This window comes from Providencia sp. 6390 (assembly GCF_058148425.1).
The window spans coordinates 318476-332924 of record NZ_JBYVYL010000003.1 but is presented as its reverse complement, the minus strand read 5'-3'; the positions used below and the strand labels follow the sequence as shown (position 1 = coordinate 332924).

11 protein-coding genes are annotated in these 14449 nt (G+C 41.5%); 7 read left to right on the top strand and 4 right to left on the bottom strand.

Features of this window, described 5'->3' with window-relative positions:
- Positions 1 to 6: 6 nt before the first annotated feature.
- Positions 7 to 1461, bottom strand: coding sequence for a glycoside hydrolase family 32 protein (locus AC3Z9T_RS08865; RefSeq protein ID WP_490125825.1), 1455 nt, complete (start codon positions 1459 to 1461; stop codon positions 7 to 9).
- Positions 1462 to 1665: 204 nt separating this feature from the next.
- Between AC3Z9T_RS08865 and AC3Z9T_RS08860 the strand changes: the two genes are divergently transcribed.
- From AC3Z9T_RS08860 to purT, 3 genes are all read left to right on the top strand, one after another.
- On the top strand, positions 1666 to 2610 hold the full coding sequence (locus AC3Z9T_RS08860; protein ID WP_490125824.1) for a PfkB family carbohydrate kinase: 945 nt from the start codon (positions 1666 to 1668) through the stop codon (positions 2608 to 2610).
- Positions 2611 to 2691: 81 nt separating this feature from the next.
- Positions 2692 to 3618 carry an EamA family transporter RarD gene (gene rarD, locus AC3Z9T_RS08855; protein ID WP_490125823.1) on the top strand — a complete coding sequence of 309 codons (927 nt, stop codon included), beginning with the start codon at positions 2692 to 2694 and terminating at the stop codon, positions 3616 to 3618.
- 100 nt (positions 3619 to 3718) lie between these two features.
- A complete protein-coding gene (gene purT, locus AC3Z9T_RS08850) occupies positions 3719 to 4897 on the top strand; it encodes a formate-dependent phosphoribosylglycinamide formyltransferase (RefSeq protein ID WP_490125822.1) in 1179 nt (392 codons plus the stop codon).
- Positions 4898 to 5019: 122 nt separating this feature from the next.
- Here purT and AC3Z9T_RS08845 read toward each other — a convergent pair whose 3' ends face one another.
- The gene (locus AC3Z9T_RS08845; protein ID WP_490125821.1) at positions 5020 to 6627 is read right to left on the bottom strand and encodes a GMC family oxidoreductase; all 1608 of its coding nucleotides are present in this window, start codon (positions 6625 to 6627) and stop codon (positions 5020 to 5022) included.
- A gap of 325 nt (positions 6628 to 6952) precedes the next feature.
- On the opposite strand from AC3Z9T_RS08845, the gene AC3Z9T_RS08840 reads away from it, so the two are divergent.
- The 4 genes from AC3Z9T_RS08840 to yjiA all read left to right on the top strand — a co-directional run bounded on the left by AC3Z9T_RS08840 (position 6953) and on the right by yjiA (position 11224).
- Positions 6953 to 7444 carry a WG repeat-containing protein gene (locus tag AC3Z9T_RS08840; protein WP_490125820.1) on the top strand — a complete coding sequence of 164 codons (492 nt, stop codon included), beginning with the start codon at positions 6953 to 6955 and terminating at the stop codon, positions 7442 to 7444.
- A gap of 364 nt (positions 7445 to 7808) precedes the next feature.
- The gene (locus AC3Z9T_RS08835; protein WP_490125819.1) at positions 7809 to 9959 is read left to right on the top strand and encodes a carbon starvation CstA family protein; all 2151 of its coding nucleotides are present in this window, start codon (positions 7809 to 7811) and stop codon (positions 9957 to 9959) included.
- Between the two features lie 77 nt (positions 9960 to 10036).
- A complete protein-coding gene (locus AC3Z9T_RS08830; RefSeq protein WP_036955629.1) occupies positions 10037 to 10240 on the top strand; it encodes a YbdD/YjiX family protein in 204 nt (67 codons plus the stop codon).
- A gap of 21 nt (positions 10241 to 10261) precedes the next feature.
- Positions 10262 to 11224 (top strand): GTPase, encoded by a 963-nt coding sequence (gene yjiA, locus AC3Z9T_RS08825; protein ID WP_490125818.1) that lies wholly within the window; start codon positions 10262 to 10264, stop codon positions 11222 to 11224.
- A gap of 232 nt (positions 11225 to 11456) precedes the next feature.
- Here yjiA and AC3Z9T_RS08820 read toward each other — a convergent pair whose 3' ends face one another.
- Both AC3Z9T_RS08820 and AC3Z9T_RS08815 read right to left on the bottom strand, forming a co-directional pair.
- Positions 11457 to 12776 carry an L-cysteine desulfidase family protein gene (locus AC3Z9T_RS08820; protein ID WP_490125817.1) on the bottom strand — a complete coding sequence of 440 codons (1320 nt, stop codon included), beginning with the start codon at positions 12774 to 12776 and terminating at the stop codon, positions 11457 to 11459.
- A 203-nt stretch (positions 12777 to 12979) separates the two neighbouring features.
- Positions 12980 to 14326 carry an MATE family efflux transporter gene (locus AC3Z9T_RS08815; protein WP_490125816.1) on the bottom strand — a complete coding sequence of 449 codons (1347 nt, stop codon included), beginning with the start codon at positions 14324 to 14326 and terminating at the stop codon, positions 12980 to 12982.
- Positions 14327 to 14449: the final 123 nt, after the last annotated feature.

Here is a 14449-nt window from a genome sequence, read left to right as displayed (position 1 = left end):
AAAAGATTATTTAATTGCTTTAATGAGCGGCCAGATAGTTGCTTTAAGTAATTTTGCAGATTGATTGATCGCAAATAATGTTAACGCACGTTGATTTTCTTGCGGGTATATACGGCTAGAGAAGCAAATTTCACCTTCATTGATAAAAACTTCAAGGCTTGATTTATCAATAAACGCATGAATTTTGAGCTGGCGAGTTTGCGGTAATGCCGCGCTACGATAATCGCTTATTGTGTGTTCAGGGTAGTGACGAGACAAAATCAGTTGTTGTGATTGCCCATCAATAAAAAATTGTGCACCTTGGCCAAGCCAAAAGCCAAATTTCTCTGCTGGACTATTTTGCAGATCCCAAATTAACTCAATTTCACAAGCGCTAGCATCTTCAAGTACCCTCATTTGACTATTTTTGTCGAATATACAAGGTTCAATTTCTATCGCTGATTGGCGAAGTGTGGTTAATTCTTTAATTGGATTAACGAGAACTTTGCCTTGGTCATTTAATGTGAGCTCTCTGGGGAGGGTAAAACAGCCTGACCAGCCATCTGCTTTTGATGGCATATGACTTTCCCACATGTCCATCCATGCAATGGCAATGCGTCGTCCATCTTTAGCTAAAAAAGTTTGCGGAGCATAAAAATCATGACCGAAGTCGATTTCACTAAAGCGATTGGTAATTTCATAAGGTTGGTTAGGCGACCAATTACCAACGAGATAACCATTTTGGAAGCGGTTACGGTATTGATGGCCTTGTGGTTTTTTCCCTTGTGGGGAAAAGAGCGTGACAAATTGTTCTCCTAATGGGAAAAAGTCAGGGCATTCCCACATATAGACATTTTTATCATCTGTTTTAGCAAGTACTTGGTACTCTTCAGGCCAATTAAGTAGATTATCACTACTAAAAAGCAGGATCTGCCCTTGATCAGAACTATCTCTTGCTCCAACGACCATCCACCAACGGGCGTCTTGATACCATACTTTGGGATCACGAAAGTGCATATAGCCTTCGGGTGAGGGGAGAACCACGCCTTTCTTTTCAAAATGGATGCCATCATCGCTAATTGCTAAACACTGAGCTTGGTAAATTTGGCTATCATCACCAGCTTCCGACAGCCAAATATGCCCCGTATAGAATAGGTACAATTGACCATTGTGACTGACAGCAGAGCCTGAAAAGCAACCATCGCGATCGTATTGTTCACCGGGCGCAAGCGCAATGGGTTGATGTTGCCAATGAACCATATCTTGGCTGGTGGCATGCCCCCAGTGCATAGGCCCCCACTCTGCACTGTAGGGGTGATGTTGATAGAATGCATGGTACAGACCATTATGATAAATAAGTCCATTCGGATCATTTAGCCAACCTGCGTAGGTTGCAAGGTGATATTCAGGATAAAACTGCCTATCAAGAGATAATCGAGCAGTTTCAAGCGCTATCGTTGCTTGTTCTATACGCTGTTTCATCAATATTCCTTTTATTTTCAAGATCGATTACTGGCAAAGCTCACTGACTCGTCGATCCCCTAAAAATAATTAAGGGATATAACACGTGCGCTAATATTGCTTTTTATTTATACTCTATCTAATTATGTTAACGTTAACAATTATGATTTTCTAGTCATAATTATCTTAAATGATAGATAGGTTCGATCTTAGAAAGGAGAAACCATGAAAGTTTGGTCTTTAGGTGATGCGGTAGTCGATCTGATCCCTTTACACAATATGCAATATCAAGCCTGTGCTGGCGGTGCTCCTGTTAATGTGGCTGCTGGCATTGCAAAATTAGGGCAATTAAGTGGTTTTATTGGTCGAGTGGGAGAAGATGCGTTTGGCCATTTCATGCAGAAAACTCTATTTGATCTGGGGGTAGACACAACAGCAATGGAGTTTGATGAAATTTATCGCACTAGCACCGTTTTAGTTTCTTTGCAGGAAAATGGTGAACGTGAATTCTCTTTTTTAGTCTCACCTTCTGCTGATCAATTTCTCAGTAATCAAAATTTACCTACTTTTAATAAAGGGATTTTGCATTTTTGCTCATTGGCACTAGTTCATCCGGTTGGTCGCAGTTCACTGGTTGCAGCGATGAGTAAGATGAAACAGGCAGAAGGGTTATTGAGTTTTGATGTCAACATTCGTCCACAAATGTGGGCTGATCCCATTGAAATGCAAACGACGGTTGAGCAGTTTGCTCACCAGGCTGACATACTCAAATTATCTGAAGAAGAATTATTGTGGCTAACCACAGAAATCACCCTTGATATGGCGCTTGAAAAGCTAAAAAGCTACCCAGCAAGTTTAAAAATTATTACTCAAGGAGCAAAAGGATGCTTGGTATTAACCGCTAAGCGGCAGATTGCGATCAGTGCATATTGTGTTGAGAGTATTGACACAACAGGTGCAGGTGATGCGTTTATGGCGGGTTTACTTGCAGCAATAGCTCAGTTTGGTGTTAATGATAGCGAAGAGTACTTTTTAAAAATCATTACGCAAGCCGCAGCCTGTGGCGCTCTCGCGACAACACGTAAAGGTGCGATCAGTGCTGCACCATCGCAACATGAGTTAGCTGAGTTTATTCGTCAACAACCACCATTACATATTCGTGATCTTTAAAATTTGATAACAATCATTCATTTAAACCAATAAAAGGGTATCATATATACATAATATTTATTAATAAAGACTGAGTGATGTATGTTACTGAGATCTGGGATAGCACTGGCTATCTTTTCTTATCTTCTTTGGGGGATCACGCCACTGTTTTACCGCTTATTGCCAGGAGCAGAGCCTTTAGAATTACTGGCTCAGCGGGTGATTTGGTCGATCCCTTTTTTGTTACTGATCCGTTCTATTATTAAAAACAAAACGTTGTGGAAGCAGGTTTGGGCTGATAAACGCTCTATTATGCTGTGTTTATTGAGCACATCGGTGATGGCTATCTCATGGGGAACTTTCACATATGCATTAACCCATGGTCAGGTGTTAGCGGCGAGTCTTGGCTACTTTATCAACCCGCTATTTTCGATTTTATTAGGTGTCGTATTTTTACATGAAAGGCTGGTAGCTGCTGAGAAAATGGCCGTGCTGCTGATTTTTTCAGGTGTGTTCTTTCAAATTTGGCAATATGGTGAATTGCCTGTGCTTGCTTTGGTCATGGGAAGTGCGTTTGCTGTTTATGGCCTGATCCGTAAATTTATTCGTTTTGATGTGATCACGTCTTTGTTTGTTGAAGCTGCATGGCTATTGCCAATTGCTTTGGTGATCACTGGCTGGCTATCAATGAATGGTTCTAGCGTCGTTGCTTCCAGTGATTGGCAGATTAAAATACTCTATATGCTTGCAGCACCTGTGACGATTATTCCGTTACTGTTTTTTACTGCGGCAATCAAGCGCACTACATTGACCGTGATCGGGCTGGCACAATATATCGAGCCGACCATTCAATTTTTACTGGCGGTGTTCTTATTTAATGAGTTATTCGATTGGGTGAAAGGTGTGAGTTTCTCATTGATTTGGCTAGGGTTACTATGTTGTGTGATTGCGTTACTGCATAAACGTTACACTGAATATCATAAACGTGTTCCTTATGTTACAGGTCGTGATAAAACCCCTCAATTATAGCCAGTAGCCAATATTGTCACTCCAGTATGGTTTAAGCAATCGTTTGCGTATATAATCAATTTTATTCAATTGGCGTCTTTGCATACAAAGGTTATCTATCATGAATCAACTAGGCACAGCACTTTGCCCTTCAGCAACAAAAGTCATGTTACTTGGCTCAGGGGAGCTCGGAAAAGAAGTGGCGATCGAGTGTCAACGATTGGGCATTGAAGTTATTGCAGTTGATCGTTATGACAACGCACCCGCAATGCATGTAGCCCACCGTAGCTATACCATTAATATGCTAGATGGCAATGCAATCCGCCAATTGGTCGATAAAGAAAAACCTGATTTTATCGTGCCTGAAATTGAAGCTATTGCGACCAAGACATTAGTGGAATTGGAACAACAAGGTCAAAAAGTGGTTCCTTCTGCAAATGCGGTTTATTTAACCATGAACCGTGAGGGGATCCGTCGGCTTGCGGCTGAAGAATTAAAATTGCCTACTTCAGATTATCGTTTTGTTGAAACTCAAGCCGATTTTATCGCAGCGGCTCATGAAATCGGCTTCCCGTGTATTGTGAAACCTGTTATGAGTTCATCAGGCAAAGGGCAAAGTGTTATTCGTCATGAAAATGAGCTTGAGTCTGCATGGCACTATTCACAAGAGGGTGGGCGTACAGGTCAAGGTCGCGTGATTGTGGAAAAAATGGTGCATTTTGATTTCGAAATCACCTTGTTGACCATCAGTGCCGCAGATGGCATTCACTTTTGTGCGCCAGTAGGGCACCGCCAAGAAAAAGGCGACTATCGTGAGTCATGGCAGCCTCAACAGATGAGTGAAACCGCATTAAAAAATGCTCAAGATTCAGCTGCTAAAATTGTCACTGCATTAGGCGGTTATGGTTTATTTGGTGTTGAACTGTTTGTGTGTGGCGATGAGATCATTTTTAATGAAGTTTCCCCGCGCCCACATGATACGGGTATGGTGACATTAATATCCCAAAATTTATCTGAATTTGCTTTGCATGTTCGGGCATTTCTCGGTTTTCCAATTGGCTGTATACGACAATATGGCCCAAGTGCTTCAGCGGTTATTTTGCCTGAATTGCATAGCAAGAATGTGGTTTTTGCCGACATCAAACAGGCTCTAGTCTCGGATATTCAATTACGTTTATTTGGTAAACCTGAAATTGCGGGAACGCGTCGTTTAGGCGTTGTTCTGGCAATCGCCGATTCGATTGATGATGCTTTGAATATGGCGAAAACAGCAGCCACAACAGTTAAGGTGGGTGGTTAGTTTTTTTGTATTTAAAATTAATTGGTTATTTAATTAGTAATAATTACTTGGGTGGTTGTATTATTAAATAATTAATTGCATATAAAAATAGCCCGCTTAATTAAGGCGGGCTGTTATAAAAATTAATGATTGTCTTCTATGATCATGGCGGCTCCGCGCTCTGCAATCATAATCGTTGGTGCGTTAGTGTTACCGCTGGTAATTTCAGGCATCACTGAACAGTCGATAACGCGTAATTTATTTATACCATGCACGCGTAAGCGTAAATCAGTGACGGATGTCACTGGATCTTGACCCATTCGGCAACTTCCTACTGGATGGTAAACCGTTTTACAGAAATTACGGACAAACTCCTCTAATGCAGCTTCATCATGGCGAACCTCTGCTGGTGGCATAAGTAGCTGTTTGCTGACGGCTTGTAGCGCTTCAGACTCAAGAACTTGTAAGCCAAATTTCACTGCGCGCTTGCAACCTTCCAAGTCTTCTTTTTTTGCTAAATAGTTAGCGTGAATTTTTAGTGGCGCTTGTGGATCTTTGCTGCGTAAGAGTAATTCACCGCGGGACTTGGGCTGCAAATAGCCAACTTTTAAAGTGTAACCGTGTGCAGCAGGAAGGGGTTCTCCAGGAACATCATCCCAACTGTCTAGCATTGGTAAGAAGTGGATCTGGATATCAGGTCGACCTTGAGCACAGCTATCAATAAACGCAGCACCTTCGAGTACGTTTGAGGCTAATAGCCCGCTACGAAAAGCTAACCACTGAAAACCATGTTTTAAGGCATTGATACCTTGATCGGCACCAAATAAACTAATCGGCTCTTTCGTTGTCACGTTGATTGACATGTGCAGGTGATCGTGAAAATTTTTACCGACAGGAAGATCTGCAATAGTGTCGATATCTAATGATGATAAATGCTCTTTAGGACCAATACCGGATAGCATCAGTAATTTTGCTGAACCCATCGCGCCAGCACAAATAATCACTTCTTGGTTAGCGAAAGCTTCTATTTCATGACCATTGTTACCTTGATAAGCGACACCCACTGCTACGCCATCTTTAATGATGATGCGATTGACTTGTTTATTCAGTTTTAGTGTCAATTTGTCACTTTGTGCAACACTTTTTAGATAGGTTTTTGAGGTGCTGGCTCTTTCACCATTTTGTGTTGTGGTTTGGTAAAAACTGACACCTTGTTGGCTCTCTCCATTGAGATCATTAACGTAAGGTAGCCCCTGATCTTGGGCTGCACGTATAAATGCCATCGATAGTGGATGGCGATAGCGGTTCTCACTGACAGGAAGCATACCATCGGTGCCATGGTACTGATTAGAAAGGCTCTCGTTTTTCTCAGCTTTTTTAAACCATGGTAAAACATCTTGATAGCTCCAGCCATCACAACCATAAGTGTGAGCCCAGTTGTCATAATCTTGTCGCTGGCCTCGAATATAAATCATACCGTTGACGGAACTGCTACCACCGAGCACTTTGCCTTGGGCGATTTGCATTTTTCGGTTATTAGCGTGTGGTTCTGGCTCTGTCTCATAAGGCCAACTTTTCTGTGCAATAATTTTTGCAACACCCGCTGGCATCTTGATATATAAGTGATTATCACTGCCACCTGCTTCAAGTAGTAGCACGCGTGATTGAGTTTCTTTGATCAGTCTAGCGGCGATCACGCAGCCGGCTGAGCCGGCTCCCACAATAATATAGTCATAGTTTTCAATGCTCATTTTTCCCTCAGTATAATCATCAATTCAACAATTATTTTTCATATCATTAACAATAACGCTTTATTTTATTAATGTGTGAACAATGTGGTGGTTATGTGAGTGAGTTCAAAAATGACTGAGTGAATAACTGACTTGTTTATTTCTTTACTTCATTGTTTTTATTTTAATTATTTAACAATGATTTTTGTGTTTCTCAGTTATTAATAAGTGAATAAATGTTTATTTTATAGTTTGTTTTTTCATTTTTTTCTGAGTTTTTATTATCAAAAGATCCGTTATATTAAGTGAATACTGCAATAATCAATATCAATATAGGTGCTAAAATATGGCTTTTAATTTAATCAGTAGGCGTCTATTGCTATTTATATGTGTGATGCCAAATATGCTATTTGCAGACTCATTGCATGAACAATATGTTCAGCTTCTAGATGATCCTGAGCAAGAGCTTAGTTGTTTTGAACCAAACTCACCCTATCAATATTGCTTAAAAAACATCCCTCATCAGGGGTTATTTGTTATTGATAAACAAGGGGAGCAAGTGTATCAACCTTATTATTTTGATAATTGGCCCGATGAAGCTCAAGATGGCGTCTATCGTATTCGTCAAGGCAATAAAATCGGTTTTGCTGATGAAAAGACAGGTAATATTGTTATCGAAGCAAAATATGACTGTGCTTACCCATTTGAAAATGGCAAAGCTAACGTAGGTACTGGCTGTCAATTGGAAACGGATGGAGAGCACAGCTGGTGGGTAGGGGGCGATTGGGTGTGGATCGACCTCAATGGTCATTTAACAACAGCGAATAAGAAACCATAGCACTCTATTTCATTAACAATTAGCTTTATTGTCATCATTTTATTTAATATGATTAACTTATTGATAATGCATCATTATTGTTAAGTTAATCACACTTCTCATGTTCTTCTTCTTCCGATAAAACCATTCGCAGTGAAAAACTGACCGCTTAATTTTATATGTAACCGCTCACCCTTACTTTAGACATTCGCAAATTGATATTTCGTAACATAGACACCATGGCAGTGCTCAAGTTATGAGTTGAGCTCAGTAAGTCATGTTATGACGAAAAAAGACTCGCTTAGCATTGAATAACAACAAAAAAATCAATCTGTTATTTAATTCAAAACATAAGAAAGTTCGTTTTACCTCAGAAGGGTGTTCTATGAACAAAAATGGTATTTTAAAGCACATTCCGTGGATGATACTGGGTATCATCGGTGCGGTTTGTTTAGGTGTGGTTGCACTTAGACGTGGGGAACATATTAGTGCGCTATGGATCGTGGTTGCATCTGTAGCGGTCTATCTTATTGCTTATCGTTACTATAGTTTATATATCGCGAAAAAAGTGATGCAGCTTGATGAAACGCGTGCAACACCTGCGGTAATTAATAATGATGGCTTAAACTATGTACCGACAAATAAAAATGTTTTGTTTGGTCACCATTTTGCCGCAATCGCAGGGGCTGGGCCACTCGTTGGACCGGTTTTAGCCGCTCAAGTCGGTTACTTACCGGGTACTCTATGGTTGTTAGCGGGTGTTGTACTGGCGGGTGCCGTGCAAGACTTTATGGTGTTGTTTATCTCTTCACGCCGTAATGGTGCATCGTTGGGTGAAATCGTTAAAGAAGAGCTAGGGCCGATCCCTGGAACTATCGCGCTTTTTGGCTGTTTCCTGATTATGATCATCATTCTAGCGGTGCTTGCACTGATCGTGGTTAAAGCATTGGCAGAAAGTCCATGGGGGGTATTTACCGTTTGTTCTACTGTGCCGATCGCGCTATTTATGGGGATATATATGCGCTATCTACGGCCGGGGCGCGTCGGTGAAGTCTCTGTTATTGGTATCGTACTGCTGATCTTATCTATCTGGTTTGGTGGTGTGATCGCTCATGACCCGTATTGGGGTCCAGCGCTGACCTTTAAAGATACCACGATCACCTATGTGTTAGTCGGCTACGCCTTTATTTCTGCTTTATTGCCTGTTTGGCTAATTTTGGCGCCACGCGATTATCTGGCGACCTTCCTAAAAATCGGCGTTATTGTTGGTTTAGCAGTTGGTATTGTGATCTTAAACCCAGAACTTAAAATGCCTGCGGTCACTCAGTTTGTTGATGGTACAGGTCCTGTCTGGAAAGGTACGCTGTTCCCATTCTTATTTATTACTATTGCTTGTGGTGCGGTATCAGGGTTCCATGCGTTGATTGCATCGGGAACAACACCTAAGCTATTAGCGAATGAAAAAGATGCGCGTTATATCGGTTATGGCGCGATGTTAATGGAATCGTTTGTTGCGATCATGGCATTAGTCGCCGCCTCAATTATTGAGCCGGGTCTCTATTTTGCGATGAATACACCGCCTGCGGCTTTGGGTATCACTATGCCAAACCTGCATGAGTTGGGTGGCCCTGATGGCGCTGCGATCATGGCACAGCTGAAAGATGTTTCTGCTCATGCAGCGGCAACAGTCAGTTCATGGGGCTTCGTGATTTCGCCTGAGCAAATTATGCAAACGGCGAAAGATATTGGTGAACCTTCAGTATTAAACCGTGCAGGTGGTGCTCCAACCCTAGCTGTTGGTATTGCTTATGTTTTCCATGAAATCATACCTGCGGCGAATATGGGCTTCTGGTATCACTTCGGTATTCTATTCGAAGCATTATTTATCTTAACTGCATTGGATGCGGGAACGCGTTCAGGCCGCTTTATGTTACAAGATTTGTTAGGTAACTTTGTTCCTGTTCTCAAAAAAACGGATTCGCTGCTAGCGGGTATCATCGGTACGGCAGGCTGTGTGGGTCTATGGGGTTATTTACTATATCAAGGTGTTGTTGACCCATTAGGTGGTGTGAAGAGCCTGTGGCCTCTGTTTGGTATCTCGAACCAAATGTTAGCTGCCGTTGCGTTGGTACTGAGTACAGTTGTATTAATTAAGATGAAGCGCAGCAAGTATATTTATGTGACTGTGTTGCCAGCGGTTTGGTTGTTGATTTGTACCACTTGGGCACTAGGTCTAAAACTGTTTAGTGATAACCCACAACTTGAAGGTTTCCTCTATCTGGCGAAATCTTACAAAGAGAAAATTGCAGCGGGTGGTGCTGATTTAACGGCACAACAAATCACTGACATGAATCACATTATTATCAATAACTATACTAATGCGGGTCTAAGTATTCTGTTCCTAGTTGTTGTCTACGGTATTATTTTCTATGGTATTAGAACAGCAATGAAAGCATACAAAAACCCAAATCGTACTGATGCAGAAACACCTTATGTGCCAGTCCCTAAAGAGGGTGTGAAAACATCATCACACTAATCTTTAGTCTAGATTTATAAAACAGTGCCCTGCGTAGCTATTGATGCGATGCAGGGCATTTGTCTTGGAGTAAAATAATGTTTGGAAATTTAGGTAAAACGGGTAAATACCTTGGACAGGCTGCTCGTATGTTAGTGGGTATTCCAGACTATGATACCTATGTACAGCATATGAAAGATAATCATCCAGATAAACCTGTGATGACTTATAAAGAGTTTTTTCGTGAACGCCAAGACGCGCGTTATGGTGGAAGTGGAAAAGGCGGATTCCGCTGTTGTTAACTGATAATGTAAGAGGGCGATATGAAACCGATCTCAGTAACCATCTTGACGGGTTTTCTCGGTGCGGGCAAAACTACGCTATTGCGTCATATCTTGCAAGCGCAGCACGGCCATAAAATTGCGGTGATTGAAAATGAATTTGGCGAAGTGCCAATTGATAATGCATTAATTGGTGATCGTGCGACACAAATTACGACGTTGAGTAACGGTTGTATTTGTTGTAGTCGTTCAAACGAGCTAGAAAATGCGTTGTTAGATTTGATTGATGGTTTAGATAGCGGCAATATCAATTTTGACCGTCTGGTTATTGAATGTACAGGTATGGCTGATCCGGGGCCAATCACACAAACTTTTTTCTCACATGAAGTACTTTGTGAACGTTTCTTATTAGATGGCATTATTACCCTAGTGGATGCCGTACATGCTGATAAGCAATTAAATGATTTTGCTATTGCACAAGCTCAGGTTGGTTACGCAGATCGTATTTTGTTGACTAAAACTGATATTCAGTCGGATCATGACGCTTTGATTGAGCGCCTACAGCGTATTAATGCACGAGCACCTATTTATCCAGTTATTCATGGCAATATTGATCTTGATTTATTATTTAATGTTCAAGGTTTTTTGTTAGATTCACAATTAAAAGTGACGCAACCAACATTCCGTTTTACCCCAAAGCAGTCCAATGAAGTTGGCTCGATCGTGGTTGAATTTGATTACCCTGTTGAGTTGATGGCGGTATCGCAAGTGATGGAGGAGTTGCTCCTAAGTTTTGCTGATAATTTATTACGTTACAAAGGTATTCTGTCAATTAAAGATGAACCTAAGCGTTTGTTGTTTCAAGGTGTACAGCGGCTGTACAGTGCAGATTGGGATCGTGATTGGCAAGAAAATGAACCACGCCATAGTGTGTTAGTGTTTATTGGTGTTAATTTACCTGAAGAGCAAATTCGTGAAAAATTTGCGCAGTTACATATTAATTGATATTTAAAAAAACAGGCAATTGCAGTTGAACAATTGCCTCAGACTGCTGACAAACGCATTTTGTTTGTTTGCGGTCGTTAAGGTTTTTGAAATCAACGAGGAAAATCAAATTATTGATTTTCGGCTGATAACACGGAGCGGGAAAAACCACGCTTTTATCCCGCTTCGTCAACAACCTCAGGCAATTGTAGTTGAACAATTGCCTGTAATGAAACATTAAAAATTAAAAAGATTATCGCGCTTTCGCAGCCATTATTTCAATAATTTGTACATCTGTATGGCGCATCGAGCCTGCTGCTAAAGAACATAAATTGCTAATTGACTGGTCAACATCATCGGAAACAATGCCATCTGAGCCTCGAACACAGCTATTATCAAGCGCCATTAATACCGCTTTATAAGCGGCGCTAGCGCTAGTTGATACTTTCATTGCACAACTATTGGATGCGCCATCGCAGATCATGCCACTGACATCACCGATCATACTACTGATAGCCATTGCTACGACTTCATAACGAGACTCAAGTAACCACGCGATACCAGCAGCTGCTCCCATCGCTGCAGTGGTAGCTGCACACAGCGCAGAAAGTGCGGGTAGTTGATTATGAATATAGATAGCCATTAAATGTGACAGCATCAACGCTCTTGCAAGCTGTTCTTCAGTGGACTGCAAATAATCTGCGGTGACCACCACAGGCATGGTTGCGGCGATCCCTTGGTTACCTGAGCCTGAGTTACTCATTGCAGGTAGAACTGCCCCGCCCATGCGCGCATCGGATGCGGCAGAGGTTCGGATCATAATTTCTGATAACAAATCTTTTGATAGTAAACCACGGTCACGTTGTGTTTGCAGTGTTTTGCCGATATGCAACCCGTAGACATTGCGTAGGCCCTCTTGTGATAAGGCGTCATTCAACTGTGCCGCCTCTAAGATAAAACGAATATCGTCAAAAGGTGCTTGCGTTGCGAATTGATAAACTGCCTTAGCGGTAATTGGGGGAAGCATAACATCAGTGGCACAATCGATAGGTAAATCTTCAGCATGTTCTTTTTGGGTGAGATCAAAAATGACATCACCATTTTTTATCACTTTCACAACATGAGTATGGGAGCCAGCAATAATAACGATAGCTGACCCTTGTGTTGTAAAAACAGTGGCTTCTGAATACACCACGTCATCGCACGGGTGTTTGATATCAACAGTAATCAAACCTTGAGCGAGCATTTCTTTGCTTAGTTTAATTGCCGATGCTGACGCTGATTTTAGCACTTCAAGGCCTGCTTCGGCATCTCCACCGATAGCACCGAGTGCGGCGGCAATAGGTAATCCAACCATACCTGTACCCGGAACGGTAACACCCATACCATTTTTCATTAGATTAGGTGAAACAAACGCGTTGACGCGAGTCACTTCGCCACCCACACAAGCTGCGGCTTTCGCTGCGGCTAAAGCGAGAGAGATAGGTTCAGTACAGCCCAATGCAGGCTTTACTTCTTGTTTGACTGCATTAATAAAGTATTGCCATAGGGGGAATTGAGCTTGAACTTGCATAGTGAGCACCCTTAAAGAACTTTAATTTAATAGGGATATTTTAAATAAAAATTAGGAGAAAGTTTTCATTATGTTAGAAAGGAAAAAAGAGAGTAGTAGAAAAATTTGCTATAAAAAATGAATAAATAAGAAAAAATTTTTAACTTTGACTTCTGTCACGAAAATCCTGCCTAATAACTAGGCAGGACTTCAGAGTGGAACGATTAATTTTCTAGATCTAATCGTTTATTTTGCCACTTACGGGAGCGCCAGCGCCATGCATTGGTCAATCCACGTAGCCACTCATCTGCAAAGAAACCGATCCAGATGCCGAGCAGACCCATTTCCATTTTGATACCAAGGAAATAGCCTAATGGAATAGCAACACCCCACATAAAGATAATGGCTGTGCATAGCGGGAAACGGGCATCGCCTGATGCTCTAAGTGCGTTAACCATCACAATGTTAATTGTTCTACCCGGCTCTAAGAAGACGGATAATAAGAACAGAGGCAATAATACATGAACGATGCTTTGGTCTTCAGTCAGGCTTTCGAGGATCGGGTCACGGAATAGCCAAAAGAAAAATACCACGCCAATCGTGACATAAAAGCCCATTTTTAAGCTTTTCACACCACGACGATAGGCATCTTCAAAGCGTTTTGCCCCAACAAGGTGACCTACCATAATCTCATTACCAATACTAATTGAAATACCAAATAGCATAATAAATAGAGATAGCTGGAAGTAGAGAGTTTGCGCCGCGAGAGAGGTTTCACCCATTAAACCGATAAATGCAGAAGCGGTCATAAAGTGTAGGATCCACACTAAGTTTTCACCTGCGGAAGGCAAACCAATATGCAGGATTTTGCCTAACATATTACGTGACCAGCGAATTAATAAGCTTGGAACAAATTTAATCCGCAGCCCATAAAAGAGCAGGCAGAACAGTAAAATGACTGCAACGACACGACCGACTACCGTTGACCAAGCGACACCTTCTAGGCCATATTGCGGTAGCCCAAAGAAGCCATATAGCACAATCATGTTACCGAATACGGTGATGACGTTAGCAATCAAAGTTACCCACATTGCAGGTTGAGCTTTACCATAAACACGTAAGCAAGCGGCAAGAATGATTGAGATAGCTTCAGGGATCAAACAAATTCCGAGAATATGTAAATACGCATAACCATCATCCATTAGGTGTGATGGTGTATTCATAATACTAAGAATTTTATAACCAAAAAATAGGGCGATCAGGGCGCTTGAAAAGCCTAACAAGAAGTTAAAGGCAATTGAAATATGGATAGCCTGGCTGGCCTTTTCTCGGCGGCCGGCACCTAAATATTGAGCGATAACAACACTGCAACCGACACTGATAAAGTTAAAGATGGTGATGAAAAGATCAAATACCTGATTTCCCACCCCCATTGCAGCGAGGTAGGCCGTTGAAACATGGCTAACCATGTAGGTATTGATAAGTAATGTGGCCAAATGAAGAAAAATATCAATAAATATAGGCCAACTGAGAGAAAAGAGTGATCTCTCAGTGACATCAGATTGATGCATTGAGAACCTTCAAAATAATATGAGTAACGTTATATGGATAAAACTATATGAGTCAGAAAAGCCGGCTGATTCTACCCGTATTTCACCTCAGATGACAGAGTTTAAATCCTCTTATTTACTGGT

What these genes read in the sequence shown, in the direction of transcription:
- AC3Z9T_RS08865 (WP_490125825.1), bottom strand. Translation starts at nt 1,461, where the DNA reads ATGAAACAGCGTATAGAACAAGCAACGATAGCGCTTGAAACTGCTCGA.
- AC3Z9T_RS08860 (WP_490125824.1), top strand. Translation starts at nt 1,666, where the DNA reads ATGAAAGTTTGGTCTTTAGGTGATGCGGTAGTCGATCTGATCCCTTTA.
- rarD (WP_490125823.1), top strand. Translation starts at nt 2,692, where the DNA reads ATGTTACTGAGATCTGGGATAGCACTGGCTATCTTTTCTTATCTTCTT.
- purT (WP_490125822.1), top strand. Translation starts at nt 3,719, where the DNA reads ATGAATCAACTAGGCACAGCACTTTGCCCTTCAGCAACAAAAGTCATG.
- AC3Z9T_RS08845 (WP_490125821.1), bottom strand. Translation starts at nt 6,627, where the DNA reads ATGAGCATTGAAAACTATGACTATATTATTGTGGGAGCCGGCTCAGCC.
- AC3Z9T_RS08840 (WP_490125820.1), top strand. Translation starts at nt 6,953, where the DNA reads ATGGCTTTTAATTTAATCAGTAGGCGTCTATTGCTATTTATATGTGTG.
- AC3Z9T_RS08835 (WP_490125819.1), top strand. Translation starts at nt 7,809, where the DNA reads ATGAACAAAAATGGTATTTTAAAGCACATTCCGTGGATGATACTGGGT.
- AC3Z9T_RS08830 (WP_036955629.1), top strand. Translation starts at nt 10,037, where the DNA reads ATGTTTGGAAATTTAGGTAAAACGGGTAAATACCTTGGACAGGCTGCT.
- yjiA (WP_490125818.1), top strand. Translation starts at nt 10,262, where the DNA reads ATGAAACCGATCTCAGTAACCATCTTGACGGGTTTTCTCGGTGCGGGC.
- AC3Z9T_RS08820 (WP_490125817.1), bottom strand. Translation starts at nt 12,776, where the DNA reads ATGCAAGTTCAAGCTCAATTCCCCCTATGGCAATACTTTATTAATGCA.
- AC3Z9T_RS08815 (WP_490125816.1), bottom strand. Translation starts at nt 14,326, where the DNA reads ATGCATCAATCTGATGTCACTGAGAGATCACTCTTTTCTCTCAGTTGG.